This is a genomic window from Variovorax sp. GW823-FHT04F07 (assembly GCF_058795995.1).
In genome coordinates, this window is record NZ_JBXAIG010000002.1 from 816,467 (window position 1) to 837,921 (window position 21,455).

At 69.1% G+C, this 21,455-nt stretch carries 18 protein-coding genes; 14 read left to right on the top strand and 4 right to left on the bottom strand.

The features are described from left to right. Positions 1–91: 91 nt before the first annotated feature. The 6 genes from AC1RAA_RS12930 (at position 92) to AC1RAA_RS12955 (ending at position 5,318) form a co-directional block, all read left to right on the top strand. The gene (locus AC1RAA_RS12930; protein ID WP_070061590.1) at positions 92–949 is read left to right on the top strand and encodes a 3',5'-nucleoside bisphosphate phosphatase; all 858 of its coding nucleotides are present in this window, start codon (positions 92–94) and stop codon (positions 947–949) included. After that, entirely contained in the window at positions 946–1,923 is a 978-nt protein-coding gene (locus tag AC1RAA_RS12935; RefSeq protein WP_492728906.1) for a DMT family transporter, read from the top strand. Before AC1RAA_RS12930 ends, AC1RAA_RS12935 begins: the two co-directional genes overlap by 4 nt. Before the next feature lie 16 nt (positions 1,924–1,939). Next, positions 1,940–2,575: an L-threonylcarbamoyladenylate synthase gene (locus tag AC1RAA_RS12940; protein ID WP_062482128.1), complete on the top strand. Its 636-nt coding sequence runs from the start codon at positions 1,940–1,942 to the stop codon at positions 2,573–2,575. Positions 2,576–2,618: 43 nt separating this feature from the next. Then, entirely contained in the window at positions 2,619–3,290 is a 672-nt protein-coding gene (locus tag AC1RAA_RS12945; protein WP_062482125.1) for a site-2 protease family protein, read from the top strand. Positions 3,291–3,307: 17 nt separating this feature from the next. Next, positions 3,308–4,639, top strand: coding sequence for a tryptophan--tRNA ligase (locus AC1RAA_RS12950; protein ID WP_095744105.1), 1,332 nt, complete (start codon positions 3,308–3,310; stop codon positions 4,637–4,639). Between the two features lie 76 nt (positions 4,640–4,715). Next, on the top strand, positions 4,716–5,318 hold the full coding sequence (locus tag AC1RAA_RS12955; RefSeq protein WP_056578680.1) for a LuxR C-terminal-related transcriptional regulator: 603 nt from the start codon (positions 4,716–4,718) through the stop codon (positions 5,316–5,318). A 75-nt stretch (positions 5,319–5,393) separates the two neighbouring features. Here AC1RAA_RS12955 and shkS read toward each other — a convergent pair whose 3' ends face one another. After that, on the bottom strand, positions 5,394–6,809 hold the full coding sequence (shkS, locus tag AC1RAA_RS12960; protein WP_070061585.1) for a surface-behavior sensor histidine kinase ShkS: 1,416 nt from the start codon (positions 6,807–6,809) through the stop codon (positions 5,394–5,396). Positions 6,810–7,007: 198 nt separating this feature from the next. Here shkS and AC1RAA_RS12965 point away from each other — a divergent pair, with 198 nt between their 5' ends. Further along, on the top strand, positions 7,008–7,409 hold the full coding sequence (locus AC1RAA_RS12965) for a phage holin family protein (protein WP_062482043.1): 402 nt from the start codon (positions 7,008–7,010) through the stop codon (positions 7,407–7,409). A gap of 63 nt (positions 7,410–7,472) precedes the next feature. On the opposite strand, the gene AC1RAA_RS12970 is transcribed toward AC1RAA_RS12965, so the two are convergent. Beyond that, positions 7,473–8,675 carry an MFS transporter gene (locus AC1RAA_RS12970; protein WP_492728904.1) on the bottom strand — a complete coding sequence of 401 codons (1,203 nt, stop codon included), beginning with the start codon at positions 8,673–8,675 and terminating at the stop codon, positions 7,473–7,475. 144 nt (positions 8,676–8,819) lie between these two features. Here AC1RAA_RS12970 and AC1RAA_RS12975 point away from each other — a divergent pair, with 144 nt between their 5' ends. Continuing rightward, on the top strand, positions 8,820–9,761 hold the full coding sequence (locus tag AC1RAA_RS12975; RefSeq protein WP_095946654.1) for a LysR family transcriptional regulator: 942 nt from the start codon (positions 8,820–8,822) through the stop codon (positions 9,759–9,761). On the opposite strand, the gene AC1RAA_RS12980 is transcribed toward AC1RAA_RS12975, so the two are convergent. Further along, positions 9,737–11,101: an amidohydrolase gene (locus tag AC1RAA_RS12980; RefSeq protein WP_369631790.1), complete on the bottom strand. Its 1,365-nt coding sequence runs from the start codon at positions 11,099–11,101 to the stop codon at positions 9,737–9,739. The two genes, AC1RAA_RS12975 and AC1RAA_RS12980, sit on opposite strands and share 25 nt — an antisense overlap. Before the next feature lie 182 nt (positions 11,102–11,283). Between AC1RAA_RS12980 and AC1RAA_RS12985 the strand changes: the two genes are divergently transcribed. The 4 genes from AC1RAA_RS12985 (at position 11,284) to AC1RAA_RS13000 (ending at position 18,298) form a co-directional block, all read left to right on the top strand. Continuing rightward, a complete protein-coding gene (locus AC1RAA_RS12985; RefSeq protein WP_492728901.1) occupies positions 11,284–12,234 on the top strand; it encodes a LysR substrate-binding domain-containing protein in 951 nt (316 codons plus the stop codon). 206 nt (positions 12,235–12,440) lie between these two features. Then, positions 12,441–13,667, top strand: a complete 1,227-nt coding sequence (locus AC1RAA_RS12990; RefSeq protein WP_492728899.1) for an efflux RND transporter periplasmic adaptor subunit — start codon at positions 12,441–12,443, stop codon at positions 13,665–13,667. 9 nt (positions 13,668–13,676) lie between these two features. Continuing rightward, on the top strand, positions 13,677–16,841 hold the full coding sequence (locus tag AC1RAA_RS12995) for an efflux RND transporter permease subunit (RefSeq protein ID WP_159278060.1): 3,165 nt from the start codon (positions 13,677–13,679) through the stop codon (positions 16,839–16,841). After that, positions 16,841–18,298 (top strand): efflux transporter outer membrane subunit, encoded by a 1,458-nt coding sequence (locus tag AC1RAA_RS13000; RefSeq protein WP_492728896.1) that lies wholly within the window; start codon positions 16,841–16,843, stop codon positions 18,296–18,298. The genes AC1RAA_RS12995 and AC1RAA_RS13000 overlap by 1 nt, the downstream gene beginning before the upstream one ends. 12 nt (positions 18,299–18,310) lie before the next feature. Here AC1RAA_RS13000 and AC1RAA_RS13005 read toward each other — a convergent pair whose 3' ends face one another. Continuing rightward, on the bottom strand, positions 18,311–19,738 hold the full coding sequence (locus AC1RAA_RS13005) for a short-chain fatty acyl-CoA regulator family protein (RefSeq protein ID WP_492728894.1): 1,428 nt from the start codon (positions 19,736–19,738) through the stop codon (positions 18,311–18,313). A gap of 120 nt (positions 19,739–19,858) precedes the next feature. Here AC1RAA_RS13005 and AC1RAA_RS13010 point away from each other — a divergent pair, with 120 nt between their 5' ends. Both AC1RAA_RS13010 and prpC read left to right on the top strand, forming a co-directional pair. Further along, positions 19,859–20,260 carry an acyl-CoA thioesterase gene (locus AC1RAA_RS13010; protein ID WP_070061578.1) on the top strand — a complete coding sequence of 134 codons (402 nt, stop codon included), beginning with the start codon at positions 19,859–19,861 and terminating at the stop codon, positions 20,258–20,260. Continuing rightward, positions 20,257–21,414 (top strand): bifunctional 2-methylcitrate synthase/citrate synthase, encoded by a 1,158-nt coding sequence (prpC, locus tag AC1RAA_RS13015; protein WP_492728892.1) that lies wholly within the window; start codon positions 20,257–20,259, stop codon positions 21,412–21,414. The genes AC1RAA_RS13010 and prpC overlap by 4 nt, the downstream gene beginning before the upstream one ends. Positions 21,415–21,455: the final 41 nt, after the last annotated feature.

The window sequence follows — 21,455 nt, forward strand, 5'->3', positions numbered from 1 at the left end:
CTTGGGCGATGAGGTTAATGCTATTTATCTAGTAGCACCGCGAAGCATCCACACGCCGGTGTCGGCGGACGAGAGCGCCTAGAATCGGGCGGTGCCTTCTACTCTCAATGCCGACCTTCACTGCCACTCCGTGGTCTCCGACGGCACATTGACGCCCGAAGCGCTGGCCGCCCGCGCCGCCGCCAACGGGGTCGAGCTCTGGGCCCTCACCGACCACGACGAGGTCGGCGGCCAGCACCGCGCCGCCGCGGCCGCGCGCGAAAACGGCATGCGCTACCTCACGGGCACCGAGATCTCGGTGACCTTCGCGAACGAAACCGTGCACATCGTCGGCCTGGGCTTCGACCCCGACGACGCCGCCATGTCGCAGGGCCTGTACGACACGCGCGGTGGTCGCGGCAAGCGCGCGCAGGAAATGTCCGAGGGGCTGGCCAAGGTCGGCATCCATGGCGCCTACGAAGGCGCGCTCAAGTTCGTCGGCAACCCCGAACTCATTTCGCGCACGCACTTCGCGCGCTTCCTGGTCGAGCAGGGCCACTGCCGCGACACCCCCGAGGTGTTCCGCAAGTTCCTCACCGAAGGCAAACCGGGCTACGTGCCGCACCGCTGGGCCTCGCTGAAGGACGCCGTGCACTGGATCACCGCCGCCAAGGGCATGGCCGTGATCGCGCACCCGGGCCGCTACAAGTTCACGGCCAACGAGGAGTACGCGCTGTTCCTCGAATTCAAGGCGCACGGCGGCCAGGCGATCGAGGTCGTCACGGGCAGCCACACGCCGGCCGAGTTCGTCGAGTACGCCGACAAGGCGCTCGAGTTCGATTTCGCCGCCTCGCGCGGCAGCGATTTCCACAGCCCCGACGAGAGCCACTGCGATCTCGGCAAGCTGCCACCGTTGCCCGGCAGCCTCACGCCGGTGTGGGAACTGCTCGGCCACCGCATCCAGCAGTGAGCCAGAGCCCCGGGCCCGGCATCGACAGCGCGGCCACCGCCGCGCTGGCCCAGGCACGCGCCGCAGCGCAAACCCGCCGCCGCACCGAATCCGAACGCATCCTCGCGGGCATCGGGCTGGTCATCCTGGCGGTGGCCTGCTTCGCCACGCTGGACACCGCCACCAAGTACTCGACGCTCGCCGTGCCCGTGCTCATGGGCGTGTGGTTCCGCTACGCCTTCCAGGCCGTGGCCACCACGCTGGTGCTGCTGCCGCTGCGCGGCACGGCCCTGCTGCGCACGCAGCACCCGCGCTACCAGGCGCTGCGCGGGGCGCTGCTGCTGGGCTCGAGCCTCTTTGCCTTCCTGAGCCTGCGCTACATGCCGCTGGCCGAGTTCACGTCGATCGTGCTGATCGCGCCGCTGGTGATCACGCTGCTGGCGGCCACCACGCTCAAGGAGCAGGTGTCGCCGCTGCGCTGGACGTTGGTGGCCGGCGGCTTCATCGGCACGCTGGTCATCCTGCGTCCGGGCGGCGGCAGCTTCAGCTGGGCCGTGCTGCTGCCGCTGGGGCTGGTGCTGACCAACGCCTGGTTCCAGGTGCTCACGAGCAAGCTCGCGCAGACCGAGAACCCGCTGACCATGCACTTCTACACCGGCTGGGTCGGCACGCTGCTGGCCTCGGTGGCCGTGCCCTTCGCCTGGACCGCCCTGCCCTCGTGGGAATGGTGGGCGCTGCTGTGCCTCATGGGCTTCATGGGCACGGTGGGCCACTTCATGCTGATCCTGGCCTACCAGCGCGCGCCGGCGTCCACCCTCACCCCGTACCTGTACGCGCAGATCGCCTTCGCGATGCTGGGCGGCTGGCTCATCTTTTCCCACGTGCCCGACCGCTTCTCGCTGATCGGCATGGCGATGATCGCCGTGTGCGGCGCCGCCGGCGCGTGGCTCACCGTGCGCGAGCGGCGCGTGCCGATCGAACCGGCGGAATCCTGATCAGGAGCAATTCACCATGGCCCAGTACTTCGAAGTCCACCCCGAGAACCCCCAGCAGCGCCTGCTGAAGCAGGCCGTGGCGCTGCTCGCGCGCGGCGAGGTCGTGGCGGTGCCCACCGACTCCAGCTACGCGCTGGCCTGCCACCTGGACGACAAGGACGCGGTCGACCAGCTGCGCCGCATCCGCCAGGTCGACGACAAGCACCACCTCACGCTGCTGTGCCGCGACCTGAGCGAGCTGGCCAACTACGCGCGTGTCGACAACAAGCAGTACCGCCTGCTCAAGGCCGCCACGCCCGGGCCCTACACCTTCCTGCTCGAAGCCACCAAGGAAGTGCCGCGCCGCGTGAGCCATCCGCAGCGCAAGACCATCGGCCTGCGCGTGCCCGACCACAAGGTGCTGCTGGAGCTGCTGGAACTGCACGGCGCGCCGCTGCTGGCCACCACCCTCATCGCCCCCGGCGAGACCGAGGCGCTGAACGACGCGCAGGAAATCCGCGAGCGCTTCGAGAAGCAGATCGGCGCCGTCATCGACGCCGGCGCCTGCCCGTCGCAGCCGACCACCGTGGTCGACCTCACACCCATGGGCGCGGGCGACGACCCGGTCGTGGTGCGCCAGGGCCGCGGTGCGCTCGCGGTGCTTGGCCTCTGACGAACGGCTCGGCCGCCTCTTTCCTCTCTGACACAATCGCGCAGTGGATATTTCCAATCTGATACAGACGGTTCTGATTTACGCACTGCCGGTGATCTTCGCGATCACCGTGCACGAAGCGGCGCATGGCTACGTGGCACGCCACTTCGGGGACAACACCGCCGCCATGATGGGCCGCGTGACGCTCAATCCCATGAAGCACATCGACCCCATCGGGACCATCCTGATGCCCCTGATGCTGTACTTCGCGACCTCGGGCGCCTTCCTGTTCGGCTATGCCAAGCCGGTGCCGGTCAACTTCAACCGCCTGCGCCATCCCAAGCGCGACATGGTGTGGGTCGCGCTCGCGGGCCCGGCCTCCAACTTCATCCAGGCCATCCTGTGGGCCGTGCTGCTCATCGTGATCGTCGCGGCCGGCGTCAGTGAAACCTTTTTCATCAAGATGTGCCAGGGCGGCGTGCTGGTCAACCTCGTGATGTGGGCCTTCAACCTGTTCCCGCTGCCCCCGCTCGACGGCGGTCGCGTGCTGGCCGGCCTGCTGCCCAGCGGCCCGGCGCAGAATTTCCTGGCGCGCATCGAGCCCTACGGCTTCTTCATCGTGATGGCGCTGGTGCTCGCCGGCATCGTCAGCAACTACTGGCTGCGCCCGCTGATGGATGCCGGCTACTTCGTGGTCAACCTGCTCATCACGCCGCTCAAGGCAATGCTGCTCTAAGTCTTCTCTTTCGTCCCATGGCTTCGTCTTCTCCAGCTCCCCTGCGCGTCCTGACCGGCATCACGCCGTCGGGCACGCCCCACCTCGGCAACTACGTCGGCTCCATCCGCCACTCGGTGCGCCAGAGCGTCGCGGCCGGCGTCGAGAGCTACTTCTTCCTGGCCGACTACCACGCGCTCATCAAGGTGCAGGAGCCGGCGCTCATCCAACGCTCCACGCTCGAGATCGCCGCCAGCTGGCTGGCCTGTGGCCTCGACCCCGAACGCGTCACCTTCTATCGCCAGTCGGACATCGCCGAGATCACCGAGCTCACCTGGTTCCTGACCTGCGTCACCGGCAAGGGCGTGCTCAACCGCGCCCACGCCTACAAGGCCCAGCTCGACAAGAACATCGCCAAGGGCGAAGAGCCCGACGCCGACGTGACGGCGGGCCTGTTCATGTACCCCGTGCTGATGGGCGCCGACATCCTGATGTTCAACGCCCACAAGGTGCCCGTGGGCCGCGACCAGGTGCAGCACATCGAGATGGCGCGCGACATGGCGCAGCGCTTCAACCACCAGTACGGCGAGCACTTCACGCTGCCCGACGCCGAGATCGACGATGCGGTCGCCACCTTGCCCGGCCTCGATGGCCGCAAGATGAGCAAGAGCTACAACAACACGATCCCGCTGTTCGCGCCGCGCGCGCAGCTGCAAAAGCAGATCGCCAGCATCGTCACCGACTCGCGCGCGCCCGGCGAGCCCAAGGACACCGAGGGCTCGGCCCTGTTCCAGATCTACCAGGCCTTCGCCAGCGCCGAGGAAACCGAAGCGCTGCGCAAGGCGTACGCCGACGGCATCGCCTGGGGCGACGCCAAGCAGGTGCTGTTCGAGCGCATCGACCGCGAAGTGGCGCCGCTGCGCGCGCGCTACGAGGCGCTCATGAACGACCCGGCCGAGATCGAGCGCATCCTGCTGCTGGGCGCCGAGAAGGCGCGCAAGCTGTCGCGCCCCTTCATGACCTCGCTGCGCCATGCGGTCGGCCTGCGCAACCTCGCGGCGGGCCGCGATGGCGCCGGTGCCAAGGCCGCCAAGGTGGCGAAGCCCAGCTTCAAGCAATACCGCGAGAAGGCCGACGGCCTGTTCTATTTCAAGCTGCTCGATGCGCGCGGCGAAACCCTTTTGCAAAGCCGTGGATTCGCGTCGCCGCAGGAAGCGGGCCGTACCATCGCCGACTTGCAGGCGCAACGCGGCGCGGCGCTCACGGCATTGGCCGCGCAGCTCGAACCGGTCGACGCGCAACAGGCTCGCGCCGCCACCGAGGCGCTGGAGGCACTGGCGGAGGCAACGTCCACCACCCAGGGACATTGATCCGGCAACAACCCGCGGGCCATCCGCCGGCGGGTGTGACAAGAGAGAAGACGGTGCGATCACAAAGGAAGAAAACATGAGCATTTATGTCATCGACGACCACCCCCTGATGCGCGACGCGATCGTGATGGTCCTGCGTCGCCTGCGCCCCGCCGAGAACATCGTCGAGCTCGAGCGGCTCGACAAGCTCGCCAGTTCGGTCCAGCAGCGTGGCGCGCCCACTCTCTTCTGCCTGGACCTGAAGCTGCCGGACACCAATGGCGTCTCGGGCGTGATCGCGGTCAAGCAGGTCTATCCGAACGTGCCGATCGCCGTGTATTCGGCAGCCCCGGCTGCCGACATGGAAGACGCCTGCATCGAGGCTGGCGCTGATACCTACATCGAGAAGTCGGCCAGCTCCAACGAGCTGGCAGCCGCCCTGCGCGGCCTGCTGATGGCCGGATCGGAAGACGACACCGAGGAGATGCCGGCCGCCAACAGCGGCAAGCTCTCCAAGCGCCAGACCCAGCTGATCGCCATGCTCGACAAGGGCATGAGCAACCGCGACATCGCGACCGACCTGGAGATCAGCGAACACACGGTGAAGGTGCATCTGTGGCGCCTGTTCCGCCGTCTGGGCGTGAAGAGCCGTACGCAGGCCCTGCACTATGCACGGACGAATGGATTGTTGTCTGGCTGAGCCTGAAAAGCTGGCTTGACTTGATCAGGAACCGCGCCTCGTGCGCGGTTTTTTCATGGGCGGCGCGCGCGCCGCTCAGCCGCCCGACGCACTCACCCGTGCCTGCGCCACCGCCTCATCGGCATCGTGCAGCGCCACGCGGAACACGCTGCCGCTGCCCAGGCGCGAGCGCACGCTGACCGGGTGGCCCAGCACGTGCGACAGCCGCGCCACGATGGCCAGGCCGAGACCGAAGCCGTCGGAGGTGCCGGCGTGGTCGGCGACCTTGTAGAACTCCAGGAACACGTCGCGCAGGTGCTCGGGCGCGATGCCGATGCCGGTGTCCCAGACCTCCACGCGCATGCCCTCGCGGGTCTGGCGCGCGGCCAGCAGCACGCCGCCTTCGGTCGTGTACTTGATGGCATTGGCGAGCAGGTTGCCGATCATGCGGCGCACGCGGATCGGGTCGGTGAGGAACGAGCCCTCGGTCACGTGCACCCGGAAGTCCAGGCCCCGGCTCTCGGCCACGGGGCGGTACTGCAGCTCCAGGTCGTGCAGCAGCTCGGCCACGTCGACGCGCTCGATGTGCAGGCGCACCTGGCCCGCGTCGATGCGCGCCAGGTCGAACATGGAGTCGAACAGCGCGTTCACCGCGTGGGTGGCGCGCACGATCTTCGGGGCCAGTTCGAGCACCAGCTCGGGCTCGTTGCGCAGCCAGTCGGCGTACAGCGACAGCGCCAGCACGGGCTGACGCATGTCGTGCGCGGCGCTGGCCAGGAAGCGGTTCTTCATGGCCACGGCCGACACCGCCGCCTGCCGCTGCTGCGTGAGCGACTTGATCAGGATGTGGTTGTGGAACAGCAGCTCCAGGCTGTTGCGCGCGGTCTCATGGATGTTGCGGCCGGCGCGCAGCAGCAGGAACCAGTGCAACGCCGGCAGCAGCGGCATGAGGTAGCCGTACTGGAAATGCGGGTGCTGCATGGTGACGGCCACGAGGCGCACCAGCACCGCGCCGAGCATGGTGATGAACAGCGTGTTGACGTAGCGCTTGAGCAGCGGCGGGTGCAGCGCCAGCCCGTTGAGCGGGAAGGTGCCCACGCCGGCCACGATGAGCCAGCTCATGAACTGGTTGACCTGCGGCGTGCGCTCGAAGAACAGCAGCACCGAGCAGCCCCAGACCACCGCGCTGGTGCTCCACACGAAGCCGTAGCGGTCGGTGAACTGCTGCTGCGCGACCGCGCTGCGCCCGGCATAGCGCACGGCGTACACGCGTGCGCCCCAGGCCCGGCAGGCGGTGGCGATGATGCCGGCGGCCAGCCAGGTCAGCAGCTCCCAGCGGGGCACGTGGCCCCAGCTCAGGCCGACCATGGCGGGCATGAGCGCCGCCGAGACGAGGTAGGAGCCGCGCGCCGAGCGCATCAGGCTGCGGATGAGTTCCCCGCGCACCCACGACTCGGCCTCGTCGGCCGACGCCGGAGCGGGTGTCACGCTTGCGATCGACGCATTCGCCATGGATGCATGACCGTGGTGGATTCGGCCAAACCAGAGAAAGATGGAGACAGGCGCCTGCGCAGGCGCCGGAAGTTCGCGATCTTAACGGCCTGTCGGCCATCGTTTCGGGAAGTAACCGCAGAAAATCCGCCCGCCCCGCGCAGCGGTCCGCCGCGACGCCCCGTTTACCATGCGGGCTGCCGACACACACCGCACGCCATGCTGAACAACATCACCCCTTTCCTCGTCCACTGGGCCATCACCGGCATCTCGCTGTGGGTCGCCAGCCACCTCTTCAAGGGACTCAAGTTCGACAGCACCTCGGCGCTGATCGTGTCGGCGCTGCTGCTCGGCCTGGCCAACGCCATCGTCAAGCCGCTGCTGATCTTCCTGACGCTGCCGCTGACGCTGCTGACCTTCGGCCTGTTCCTGCTGGTCATCAACGCGCTGATGATCCTGCTGGTGGCGGCGCTGGTGAAGGGCTTCAAGGTCTCGGGCTTCTGGACCGCGCTGTTCGCGAGCATCTTCGTCTCGCTGCTGAGCATCGTCATCGGCTCGTTCGTGACGGGCGGCGACCCGGCCGAGCAGATCCAGATGCCGCAGGGTGGCAACTGGCTCTGAGCGAGCCCCCGCCTTTCTCGCGGGCCCCACCCGTGCGCGCGAAATGCTCCGCGCCCTTCGAAATCAGTTGGACGACCGGTGCGGCTTCGCGGGAAACCCGTGCGCCCGCGATGCCCAGGCAATCAGAAGGCCGGGGAGCAACAGCGCCAGCAGTGCCCATGGAAAAGCGCCGACGCTCGATGTCTCCAGCAACACGCCACCGACGATGCCGCCGCCCGCAATGGCGATGTTCCACACCGTGACGAGGATGGATTGCGCCACGTCCGCGCCGGGGCCGGCTGCTTCGGCCGACGCGGTCTGCAGCAAGGCCCCGGAGCCGCCGAAGGTCAGCCCCCACGCGGCCACCGCGACATAGACCACCACCGGCTGCGTGCCGGCGACGCCCAGGGCCAGCGACGCCAGCGCAAAGCCCGCGAGGGCGAGCAGCACCAGCGAGCGCAGCATGCGGTCGATGAGCAGCCCGCTGATCCAGATGCCCGCCAGCGACGCCACGCCGAAGACCAGCAGCACCGCATCGACCCGATCGGACAGGCCCGCCGGCGCCAGGAACGGCATCACGTAGGTGTAGAGAATGCTGTGCGCCAGCACCCACAGCGCAAGCACGGCCAGCACCGGTCGCACGCCGGGCGTGACGAAGATCCGGCGCACCGGCGCGCGCTTTTCGGCCGACTGCCCCGGATAGTCGGGCACCTGCAGGAAGACCCAGGCCATCACCGCCAGCGTGAGCAGCGACATGCCACCGAACGCGGTGCGCCAGCCCAGCGTGGCGCCCATCAACGTCCCCAGCGGGACGCCCAGCGACAACGCCAGCGGTGCCCCCAGCCCGGCCACTGCCAGCGCGCGCCCCTTGAGGTGCTCGGGCACCATGCGCCGCGCATAGCCCGCCAGCATCCCCCAGATCAAGCCGCCCGCCATGCCGGCCATGAAACGCGCAACCAGCGCGACTGCATAGCTCGACGTCAGCGCCGTGAGCGTGTTGAAGGCCAGCACGGCAACCAGCGCCGCGATCAGCAACGGCCGGCGCCGCCAGCCCAGCGTCGCCGCCGTCAGCGGGATGGCCGCAACCAGCGAGCCGATGGCATAGAGGGTCACGAACTGGCCCGCGAGCGCTTCCGACACGCCCAGGTCCTGGCTGATGCGCAAGAGCATGCCGGCCGGCATCGTTTCCGTCAGCAGTGCCAGGAAGCCGGTCATCGACAAGGCCAGCAAGGCGGCCACGGGCAGTCGTTCAGCGCGCTCGCCCCCGGTGGCGGTTGTGGTGGTCATTCAGTTGTTTTCCATCGTCTGTGCCCGCGTTGGCCGGGTGGCCCGCGTTGGCGTTCACCGCAGTGTGGGCGGGAATGCATCAATGAAAAATGGGCTAAAGTTTCAAATACATGTGACTCTCCAGTCATCAATCAAAGTCGCTCCATGGAAAACCTGGGTTCGCTGAACGTCTTCGTTCGCGCCGGCGAAACGCGCAGCTTCACGGCCGCGGGGCAGCAGTTGGGCATCTCGGCCTCGGCCGTCAGCAAGGCCATCGTGCGGCTCGAAGAACGGCTGGGCGTGCGGCTGTTCCATCGCTCCACGCGCACCGTCCACCTGACGCCGGAAGGCGCGCTGTTCCTGGAGCGCTGCCGGCGCATCCTTTGCGAGGTGGAATCGGCCGAAGCGGAGCTGCTGCAGACACAGAGCGCGCCGCGCGGCAAGCTGCGCATCAGCCTGCCGTCGGTGGGCACGCTGTTCATGCCCAAGCTGGCGGCGTTCAAGCGGCTCTACCCCGACATCGAACTGGACATCGACTACGCCGACCGGCTGGTGGACGTCATCGAGGAAGGCTTCGACGCGGTCATCCGCACCGGCGAGCCCAGCGATTCACGGTTGATGGCGCGCCGCATCGGCTCGTGCCGCAAGGTGATCGTCGGTGCGCCGGCCTACTTTCGCCGGGCCGGCGTGCCGCGCGAACCGCAAGACCTGGCAAGCCACGCCTGCCTGCTCTACCGCTTTCCCAGCACCGGCAAGCTGGACGTGTGGCCGCTGGGCCTTGCGGCCGGCGCGCCCGCCATCGACCTGCCGGCCAGCATGGTGACCAACACGCTCGATCCGCAAGTCTGCTTTGCCGAGCAGGGGCTGGGCATTGCCTGCGTGCCGGAGATCGCCGTGCGCCAGCAATTGGAACAGGGCCGCCTGGTCACGGTGCTGGACGACCACAACCGCGAACACATGATCTTCCACGTGCTGTGGCCGTCGAGCCGGCAGCTGTCGCCCAGGATCCGTGTGTTCGTGGACTTCATCGCGCAGCACCTGTTTCCGCTTTCGGATGCGCTGGAGCAGCCGATTCGCTCAGGTCAGCGCTGCGCGCCCGCCATGTAGTCCACCGTCAGCTGCGTCAGCGTGCGCACGCCCACCAGCAGGCTGGCCTCGTCGACGAAGAAGCGCGGCGAGTGGTTGGGCTCGGCCTTGTTCGCGTCGCGGCCGGGCGGCGTGGCGCCGATCATCACGAACAGGCCGGGCGCCTTCTGCGCGAAGAACGAGAAGTCTTCGCCGCCCGTGCCCTTGGGGATCACGATCGGCGTGGCGCCGGGCACGCGCTGCAGGCTGGGCACCATCTTCGCGGTCAGGGCCGGGTCGTTCACGGTGGGGGCGTAGCCGTCGGCCTCGACGCGGACCTCGGCCGTGCCGCCGCCGCTTTGCGCGATGTGCGAGGCGGTCTCGCCCATGCGCTTGATGATGAACTGGCGCATCTCGTCGTCGTAGGTGCGCAGCGTGCCGCTCATCTCCACGCTGTCGGGAATGATGTTGTAGCGCGTGCCTGCGTTGAAGGTTCCCACGCTGAGCACCGAGGGCTCCTTGGTCACGTTGACCTGGCGGCTCGCGATGGTCTGGAAGCCCAGCACGATCTGCGAGCCCAGCACGATCGGATCGACCCCGCTCCAGGGCTGCGAGCCGTGCGTCTGGCGGCCCTTCACGCTGACCTTGAAGGTGTCCGAGCTCGCGGTGATGGGGCCGCTCTTGTAGCCGATCTGCCCGGTGTTCAGCGCCGAGACCAGGTGCAGGCCGAACACCGCGTCGGGCTTGGGCGCGTCGAAGGCGCCTTCGGCCAGCATGCGGCGCGCGCCGCCGATCTCGGCGTTGGGCAGCTTCTCTTCGGCCGGCTGGAAGATCAGCTTCACGGTGCCGGGCAGCTGCGCCTTCATCGAGGCCAGCACCTCGGCCACGCCCATGAGGATCGCCACGTGGCCGTCGTGCCCGCAGGCGTGCATGACGTCGACCGTGGCAAAGCCCCACTGGGCACGCGCCTTGGAGGCGAAGGGCACGTCGACCTGTTCCTTCACGGGCAGCGCGTCCATGTCGGCGCGCAGCGCCACCACCGGGCCGGGCTTGCCGCCGCGCAGCGTGGCGACCACGCCGGTCACGGCCACGCCTTCACGCACCTCGTAGCCCAGCGCCTTCAGGTGGGCCGCGACCAGCGCGGCGGTGCGCTTTTCCTGGTTGCCCAGCTCGGGGTGCTGGTGGATGTCGCGGCGCCAGTCGATCACCTTCTGCTCGATGGCCTTGGAGCGCTCGGCGATCAGCGGGTACAGCGGCACGGCGGCGGCCGGCGCGGGCGATGTGGCAACAGCAGGCGCCTCCTGCGCCGAAGCGCACAGGGACGAGACGGCAAGGACGATGGGCAGGCACAGGCGCGCGGCCGGACGGAATCGGTGGGACATGGTGATGTGTTGTCAGAAAAGCAAGAAAGGGAAGGACCCGCCGGGCGGGAGCCCTTCGTCCGCACGGCCCCGTCGGGCCGGCAGCCGATGCGCCCTTGTCTGCCGCCCGACCCCGTGAGCGTAGGAAGGCCACCGATTGGCGTCCAATCGCTTTTGCATCGACTGATAATGATTGCCTATCGATGGCTGCCGACACACCTACGCCCTCCTCCGTGCTGCACGAGCGGCTGCTCGCGCGCCTGCGCCTGCGCCACCTGAAGCTCATCGACGCGCTGGCCGCGCACTCGCACCTGCGCCGCGCGGCCGAGGCGATCCACATCAGCCAGCCGGCGGCCACGCAGATGCTGCAGGAGGTCGAGGGCCTGCTCGACACCCCGCTGTTCGAGCGCCACGCGCGCGGCATGCGCATCACCGAGGCCGGGCGCCTGCTGGCGCTGCACGCGCGCATGGTGATCGACGCCATGCAGGTGGCCAGCGACGGCCTCGCGGCGCTGGCCGCGCAGGAGACCCGCGCGCTGCGCATCGGCGCCATCGAGGCGGCCATCGCCAGCGTGCTGCAGCCCGCGCTGAACCTGCTGCATGCCCAACACCCCAAGCTGCGCCTGTTCATCGAGGAAGGCAACATCGAGCGGCTCACGATCGGCCTGCGCGCGGGCGCCTTCGACGCCGTGCTGCTGCGCCAGCCGGCGCGCGTGCCCGACGCCCACCGCTTCGTGCCGCTGCGCAGCGACGAGGTGGTGGTCATCGCCGGCATCGGCCACCCGGCTGTGCAGCGCAAGCGCCTGCGGCTGCGCGACCTCGCCGATTCGCGCTGGGTGCTGCCGCCCGCGCACTTCGCGGTGCGCCAGGTGATGGAAGCGGCCTGGGCCGCCGAGCGGATCGTGCCGCGCCCGCATGCCATCCAGGTGCTCACGCCGCAGCTGGTGCGCGCCCTGCTCTCGCAGTCCGACGTGGTGGTGCCGGTGCCGCGCACGGTGCTCGACCAGCTCGACCGCGTGGCCGTGGCCGAGCTGCCGCTGCGCATGAACGCGCCCATCGCGCCGCTGGGCATCCTCTACCGCAGCGACAACGAGGTCGGGCCGCTGCAGCTGCTGGTCGATTTCCTGGTCGCGCAGGCGAAGAAGAAGCCATAGAGAGCGCTTCAGGCGGGTTTTTCATGCGGGCAATGCCCCGCTTCACACCCGCTTAACTGTGGGGCCGCACACTCGACGCCACCCGCCAGTCCCCTCGGGACATGGCACGGTTTCCGCTCTGTAAAGTTCGCCGCCCCCGCGCCGCGGCATTGAACTCGACGGCGCGAGCCCGCTCCATCTTTGGCTTTCGTTACTTCTGCCTGTCCATGCCCGTCCACTTTGCCTCCCGCTCCGCCCCGCTCCTCACGGCCCTGTGCATCGCCGCCGCCCTCGCGGGGTGCTCGCGCACCAATGTGGAGGCCCCCGGCGCGGCCAAGGCGGCCAACGCCCCCGCGAAAGAAGTCGGCATCGTCACACTCAAGTCCGAGGTGCTGGCCCTGAGCACCGAGCTGCCCGGGCGCACCGCGGCCCCGGTGATCGCCGAGATCCGCCCGCAGGTCGGCGGCATCCTCAAGGAGCGGCTCTTCACCGAAGGCTCGCAGGTCAAGGCCGGCCAGGTGCTCTACCAGCTCGACCCCGCCTCGCTGCAGGCCGCCCATGCCAGCGCGCAGGCCAGCGTGCGCAAGGCCGAGTCGGCCCTGACCACGGCCCGCACCGTGGCCAAGCGCAATGCCGAGCTGGTGAGGATCGACGCCATCAGCCGCCAGGTGTTCGACGAGACCCAGGCCGCCGAGCAGCAGGCCGAGGCCGACCTCGGCGTGGCCCGCGCCGCCGAACAGACCGCGCGCATCCAGCTGGGCTACACGCGCATCACCTCGCCCATCACCGGCTGGGCCGAGCTGTCCACCGTCACGCCGGGCGCGCTGGTCACAGCCAACCAGGCGGCGGCCATGACCACCGTGCAGCAGCTCGACCCGATCCACGTGCACGTCACGCAGTCCAGCAGCGAGCTGCTGCGCCTGAAGCGCGAGCTGGCCAGCGGCCGGCTGCAGCGCGCCAGCGAGGCCGAGGCGCGCATCCAGCTGCTGCTGGAAGACGGCAGCCCCTACCCGCACGCCGGGCGCCTCACCTTCAGCGGCGTGACGGTCGATGCCGGCACCGGCAGCGTCACGCTGCGCGCCGTGGTACCCAACCCCGACAAGCTGCTGATGCCCGGCATGTACGTGCGCGCCGTGCTGCAGGAAGGCGTGAACGACGCCGCGCTGCTGGTGCCGCAGCAGGCCGTCACGCGCGCGCCCGACGGCAGCGCCTCCACGCTGGTGATCGACGCAGAAGACAAGGTCCAGAAGCGGCCCATCCGCATCGGCCGTGCCATCGGCACGCGCTGGCAGGTGATCGACGGCCTGGCCGCGGGCGACCGCGTGCTCATGGAAGGCTCGCAGCGCGTGAAGGTGGGCGACAAGGTGCGCACGGTCGACCTGGGCGCCAGGCCGGCGGGTGCCGCCGTGGCAAGCGCCACACCCGACGCCGCTTCCGCCACCGTCGCGCGCTGAGGCCCCGCCATGGCCCAGTTCTTCATCGACCGCCCCATCTTCGCGTGGGTGCTTTCCATCGTCGTCATGCTCGCCGGGCTGATGGCCATCCGCACGCTGCCGCTGGAGCAGTACCCCGACATCGCGCCGCCGCGCGTGTCCATCAACGCCACCTACACAGGCGCCTCGGCCAAGACGGTGGAAGACTCCGTCACCCAGGTCATCGAACAGCAGATGAAGGGGCTGGACAACCTGCTGTACATGCAGTCGACCAGCAACTCGTCGGGCGTGGCGCGCCTGTCGCTCACCTTCAACGCGGGCACCAACATCGACGTGGCCCAGATGCAAGTGCAGAACAAGCTGCAGCAGGCCATGTCGCGCCTGCCGCAGCAGGTGCAAAGCCGCGGCGTCACCGTCACCAAGGGCGGCAACGACTTCCTGCTGATCGTCTCGATGTTCTCCGGCGACGGCAGCGCCTCGGCGGTGGACGTCGGCGACTACATCAGCAGCAACCTGGTCGACGTCATCAGCCGCGTCGACGGCGTGGGCGAGGTGCAGACGCTGGGCACCGGCTACGCCATGCGCCTGTGGCTGGACCCCGACAAGCTGCGCAAGTACGCGCTCATGCCCTCCGACGTGGGCAGCGCCATCACCGCACAGAACGCGCAGGTCTCGGCCGGCCAGCTCGGCGCGCTGCCGGCCGGCGCGCAGCAGCAGCTCAACGCCACCATCACGGCGCGCAGCAAGCTGAAGACGGTCGAGGAGTTCGAGAACGTGGTGCTGCGCGCCACGCCCGACGGCGCCGTGGTGCGCCTGCGCGACGTGGCGCGTGTCGAGCTGGGCGCCGAGAACCTCACGGTGCGTTCGGTGCTGGGCGGACGCCCGGGCGCCGGCATGGGCATCGTGCTGGCCGACGGCGCCAACGCGGTGCAGGTGGCCGAGGCCGTGAAGGCCAAGGTGGCCGAACTGCAGCCGCTCTTTCCCAACCAGATGCAGACCTTCGTGAGCTACGACACCACGCCCTTCGTGAGCGCGTCGATCGACGAGGTGGTGAAGGCGCTGGCCGAGGCCATGGTGCTGGTCGTGCTGGTGATGTACATCTTTTTGCAGAACTTCCGCGCCACGCTGATCCCGGCCATTGCCGTGCCGGTGGTGCTGCTGGGCACCTTCGGCGTGCTCTCCGTGGCGGGCTACTCGATCAACACGCTCACCATGTTCGGCATGGTGCTGGCCATCGGCCTCCTGGTGGACGACGCCATCGTCGTGGTGGAGAACGTCGAGCGCGTGATGCACGAAGAGGGCCTGTCGCCCAAGGAGGCCACGCGCAAGTCGATGGCCGAGATCACGCCCGCGCTCGTGGGCATCGCGCTGGTGCTGTCGGCCGTGTTCATCCCGATGGCCTTCTTCGGCGGCTCGACCGGCGTGATCTACCGCCAGTTCTCGATCACCATCGTCTCGGCCATGGCGCTGTCGGTGTTCGTGGCGCTCACGCTCACGCCGGCGCTGTGCGCCACGCTGCTCAAGCCCGTGGCCAAGGGCGGCCACGCGGCCCCTCGCAAGGGCGTGCTGGGCGCGGTCGACCGTTTCTTCGCGGGCTTCAACCGCCGCTTCGACCAGGGCGCCGACCGCTACCAGGGCATCGTCGGCGGCATCGTGCGGCGCGGCAAGCGCAGCCTGGTGGTGTACCTGCTCATCGCCGCCGTGATGGCGCTGCTGTTCATGCGCCTGCCCACCTCCTTCCTGCCCGATGAAGACCAGGCCTTCCTGCAGGTGCAGGTGACGCTGCCGCCGGGCGCGTCCGACGCGCGCCTGCAGCCGGTGGTCACGCAGATGCAGGACTACTTCACGAAGCAACCCGAGGTGGTGAGCGTGAACGTGATCACCGGGCAGAACGGCGACCAGAGTTCGGCGCGCGCCTTCGTGAAGCTGAAAGACTGGGCCGAGCGCGAAGGCGCCGGCCAGTCGGCCGCCGAACTCGCGCGACGCGCCAACAAGGAGCTCTCGACCATCCGCGACGCGCGCATCTTCGTGCTGCTGCCGCCGGCGGTGCGCGGGCTCGGCGCCAACGCGGGCTTCAACTTCCACCTGAAGGACATCAACGGGCTGGGCCACGACGCACTCGTGAAGGCGCGCGACCAGCTCATCGACCTGCTCTCCAAGCGCCCCGAGGTGGCGAACGTGCGCAGCAACAACCTGGACGACACGCCGCAGTTCGCGGTGGACATCGACGACGCGCGCGCCGGCGCGGCCAGCCTGGCCACGTCCGACATCGACAGCACCCTGTCGAGCGCGATGGGCGGCACCTACATCAACGACTTCCTGGACAACGGTCGCGTCAAGCGCGTGTACATGCAGGGCGACACGGCCTTTCGCATGCTGCCCACCGACATCGACCGCTGGAGCGTGCGCAACAGCCTGGGCCAGATGGTGCCGTTCCCGGCCTTCTCGAGCTCGCGCTGGACGTATGGCTCGCCACAGCTGCAGCGCTACAACGGCAGCCCCAGCTACGAGTTCGTCGGCGATGCCGCACCGGGCGTGAGCTCGGGCGACGCCATGGCCGCCGTCGACGAAGTCATGAAGCAGATGCCCGCCGGCATCGGCTACGAATGGACCGGCGCTTCGTTCCAGGAACGCCTGTCAGGCGCGCAGGCGCCGGTGCTGTATGCCATCTCGATCCTGTTCGTGTTCCTGTGCCTTGCGGCCCTGTACGAGAGCTGGTCGGTGCCGTTCTCGGTGATCCTGGTGGTGCCGCTGGGCATCGTGGGCGCGCTGCTGTTCACCAGCCTGCGCGGCCTGAGCAACGACGTGTACTTCCAGGTCGGCCTGCTGACCACGGTGGGCCTATCGTCGAAGAACGCGATCCTGATCGTGGAGTTCGCCAAGCAGCTGCAGGAGCAGGGCAAGGGCGTGATCGAGGCAACACTGGAGGCCGTGCGGCTGCGGCTGCGGCCCATCCTCATGACCTCGCTGGCCTTCGGCTTCGGCGTGCTGCCGCTGGCCATCGGCACCGGCGCGGGCGCGGGCGGCCGCCAATCGATCGGCACCGCGGTGCTGGGCGGCATGGTGGTCGGCACGGCGCTGGGCATCTTCTTCGTGCCGCTGTTCTTCGCGATGATCCGCGGCTGGCTGGAAGGCCGCCGCAAGCCGGCCGACACACCGCCGGATGCCTTGCCTGCGGAACAGGGAGCTCAATGATGAAGCGCACCACCCTGCCCCGCCTTCCCCTGCGCGCACTGGCCTGCGCCGCCCTGGCCTCGGCCGTGCTCGCCGGCTGCGTCAACCTCGCGCCCGCGTACGAAACGCCAGCCTCGCCGGTGCCAGCGGCCCTGCCCTCGGCCGGCGTCACCACGACCACACCCCTGGACATCGGCTGGCGCGACTTCTTCGTCGACAAGCAGCTGCAGGGCGTGATCGAACTCGCGCTCGCCAACAACCGCGACCTGCGCGTGGCGGCGCTCAACATCGAGCGTGCGCGCGCCCAGTACGGCATTGCGCGGGCCGACCTGTTCCCCACCGTCAACGCAGGCGCGGCCGGCACGCGCTCGCGCACGCCGGGCAGCCTGTCGACCAGCGGCGAGTCGCGCATCGCCTCACAGTACAGCGCCAACCTCGGCATGACGGCCTACGAGCTCGACCTGTTCGGGCGCGTGCGCAACCTCGGCGAGTCGGCGCTGCAGGGCTACTTCCAGACCGAGGAGACGCAGCGCAGCACGCAGATCAGCCTCGTGGCCTCCGTCGCCACGGCGTGGCTGCAACTGGCCGCCGACGAGCAGCGCCTGCAGCTCGCGCGCGGCACGCTCGAGAGCCAGCGCAAGTCCTTCGAGCTGGTGCAGCGCAGCCATGCGCTCGGCGCGCAGTCGGGCCTGGCGCTGGCGCAGGCGCAGAGCACCGTCGATGCCGCGCGCGCCGACGCCGCGGCCTTCGACAGCCAGGTAGAGCAGGACCGCAATGCGCTCGCGCTGCTGGTCGGCGCCACGCCCCCGCCCGAACTGCTGCCGAGCGCCGCCACGACCGCCGACGTGGCGCAGCTGCTCGTGCCCCCGGCCGGCCTGTCGTCCAACGTGCTGCAGCAGCGGCCCGACGTGCGCGCCGCCGAGCACGCGCTGCGCGCGAGCAATGCCGACATCGGCGCGGCGCGCGCAGCCTTCTTCCCGCGCATCGCGCTCACTGCCTCGGCCGGCACCGCGAGCAGCACGCTCTCGGGCCTGTTCACCAGCGGCAGCAAGGCCTGGAGCTTCGCGCCGTCAATCAGCGTGCCGATCTTCGACGGCGGCGCCAACCGCGCCAACCTGCAGGTGGCGCAGGCGCAGCAGAAGATCCAGATCGCCACCTACGAGAAGGCCGTGCAGACCGCCTTCCGCGAAGTGGCCGACGCCCTGGCCGAACGCCGCACGCTGGCCGAGCGCCTCGACGCACAGCGCTCGCTGCGCGCCGCCACCGCGCGCAGCTTCGAGCTCTCGCAGTCGCTCTTCAAGAGCGGTGCCGCCAACTACCTCGACGTGCTGGACGCGCAGCGCAGCGACTATGCGGCGCAGCAGACGCTGATCGGCTTGCAACTCACGGAGCAGACGAACCGGCTGGCGATCTACAAGGCGCTGGGGGGTGGGTGGAGCGAGGCGTCCGGCGCACAACAACCCGCGCAAGGCGACTGACGCACCACCGCCCTACGCCCCGGCCACCGCATACGGCGTGAACCTGCTTTCGTTCTCGTTCACATCCAGCGGCCGCCCGATGAACGGGAACGCCCGCTGCGGGCAGGCCACGCGCTCGCACACCTTGCAGCCCATGCCGATGGGCGTGGGCACGTCGGGGTCCTTCAGGTCCAGGCCCTTGGCGTAGACCAGGCGCGGGGCGTGGCGGATGTCGCAGCCCAGGCCGATCGAGAAGGTCTTGCTCGGTGAGCCGAAGCCGCGCTGGCCGTGCGACACGGTGCGCGCGATCCACAGGTAGGCGCGGCCGTCGGGCATGCGCGCCAGTTGCGGCAGCACGCGCCCGGGCTGCGCGAAGGCCTCGTACACGTTCCACAGCGGGCAGGTGCCGCCGGTCTTGGAGAAGTGGAAGTGCGTGGCCGACTGTCGCTTGGAGATGTTGCCGGCCCGGTCCACGCGGATGAAGAAGAAGGGCACGCCCGACGCGCCCGGTCGCTGCAGGCTGCTCAGGCGGTGGCACACGGTTTCGAAGCCCACGCCGAACTGGCGCGCGAGCAGATCGATGTCGTAGCGCAGCGCCTCGGCCGCCTGCAGGAACGGGCCGTAGGGCAGCAGCACGGCGGCCGCGAAGTAGTTGGCCAGCCCGATGCGCGCGAGCGCGTGGGCCGGGGCGTCGCCGAAATCGGCCTGCACGACCAGCGACTCGATGAGTGCGGCCTGCTCCAGCAGCGCGAGCTGCGTGGCCAGCTGGAAGGCCTGCTGGCCCGGCTCCAGGCCGGCCGACAGGCGCAGCACGCGGCGGGCCGGGTCGTAGCGGCGCTGGCTGTCGAGCGCGCCCTCCCCTTCGTCGCCCGGCACCACGCGCACGCCGTGGGCCGAAAGAAGCCGCTGCTGGAGCCATTCGGCGAGCGGTCCGCCCTGCGCGCGAGCTTCGGCGGCGAGCGCTTCGGCGGCGGTGTCGAGCGGGTCGAAATGGTTCTGGTGGGCAAAGAAGAAATCGCGCACCACCTCGAAGGGCATGGGCCGGCTGCGCGAGATGTCGCCGCGCCCGTCGCCCAGCTCGGCGGCCATGAGCTCCAGCCGCTCCTGCGCTTCCTGGTGGCGGCGGTGCAAGGCGAGCAGCGCGCGCGCCACGGCCGGCATCTGCGACGCCACCTCGCGCAGCTCGGGCAGCGCCACGGCCTCGCCGCCGGGGTTGTCCGCCAGCGCCTCGCGCATGCGGGCCACGAGCCGCGCCTCTTCGTCTTCGGAGAACTGCTGCACGTCGACGCCAAGCGTTTTGCTGATGCGCAGCAGCACGGCCACGGTGAGCGGGCGCTGGTTCTGCTCGATCTGGTTCAGGTAGCTCGGCGACAGGCCCAGCATCTGGGCCAGCGCCACCTGCGTGAGGCCGCGTTCGGCGCGCAGCGTGCGCAGGCGCACGCCCATGAAGGTCTTGCTCATCGGGTCACCTCGTGGGTCTTTGCGATATTCGCAATATTTGCAAAATCAGCCATCTTCATTCGCAATGATTCGCCAATTCAGGCCTTCATTATGGAGGTTCGATTGCGTAAATTGCGAAGCATGACAAACCGATCCGCCGCCATCGAGCTGACCGACATCGTGTTCCCCGAGCACGCCAACCACTACGGCACGCTGTTCGGCGGCAACGCCCTGCTGCTGATGTCCAAGGCCGCCTTTCTCGCCGCGCGCGCCTTCGCGAAGTCCGACGTGGTGATGGCCAGCCTGGGCGACGCGCAGTTCCTCGCACCCGTGCCCGTCGGCCACGTGCTGCGCCTGCGGGCCTGGGTGACGCGCGCCGGGCGCAGCTCGCTCACGGTCTGCGTCACCGGCGCGGCCGAGCCGCCCGACGGCGAAGCCCGCCCTTCGCTGAAAGGCCTGTTCGAGATGGTGGCCGTCGACGGCCGCGGCCGTCCGGCGCGCCTGCGCAACACCTACCTGCACACCGACAAGGAACCCGCATGAACGACACCGCCACCCCCACCGGCTTCAAGCCCAAGAAATCCGTCGCCCTGTCGGGCGTGACCGCCGGCAACACCGCCCTGTGCACCGTGGGCCGCACCGGCAACGACCTGCACTACCGCGGCTACGACATCCTGGACATCGCCGAGGTCTGCGAGTTCGAGGAAATCGCGCACCTGCTGGTGCACGGCAAGCTGCCCACGTCCGCCGAGCTGCGCGCCTACAAGGCCAAGCTCAAGGCCATGCGCGGCCTGCCCGCGAGCCTGAAGGAGGCGCTGGAGCAACTGCCTGCCAGCGCGCACCCGATGGACGTGATGCGCACCGGTGTCTCGTCGCTGGGCTGCCTGCTGCCCGAGAAGGAAGACCACAACCTGCCCGGCGCGCGCGACATCGCCGACCGCCTGATGGCTTCGCTCGGCTCGATGCTGCTGTACTGGTACCACTGGTCCACGCAGGGCCGGCGCATCGAGGTCGAGACCGACGACGACTCGATCGGCGCGCACTTCCTGCACCTGTTGCACGGGCGCAAGCCCAGCGCGCAGTGGGAGCGCGCCATGCACACCTCGCTCAACCTCTATGCCGAGCACGAGTTCAACGCCTCCACCTTCACGGCGCGCGTGGTCGCGGGCACGGGCTCCGATGTGTACTCGGCCATCACCGGCGCCATCGGCGCGCTGCGCGGCCCCAAGCACGGCGGCGCCAACGAGGTGGCCTTCGAAATCCAGAAGCGCTACGACGCGCCCGACGAAGCCGAGGCCGACATCCGCCGCCGCGTCGCCGCCAAGGAAGTCGTGATCGGCTTCGGCCATCCGGTCTACACCGTGAGCGACCCGCGCAACGTGGTCATCAAGGGCGTGGCGCGCACGCTGTCGCAGGAGGCCGGTTCGACCAAGATGTTCGACATTGCCGAGCGGCTCGAGGCCGTGATGTGGGAGGTGAAGCAGATGTTCCCCAACCTCGACTGGTTCAGCGCCGTGAGCTACCACATGATGGGCGTGCCCACGGCCATGTTCACGCCGCTGTTCGTCATTGCGCGCACCTCGGGCTGGGCGGCGCACATCATCGAGCAGCGCATCGACAACAAGATCATCCGGCCGAGCGCCAACTACACGGGCCCCGAAGACCTGAAGTTCGCGCCGATCCAGGATCGGAAGTAAAAACACGAGAAGAAGAATAAGCACCCGTGCCTGCGCGCGGG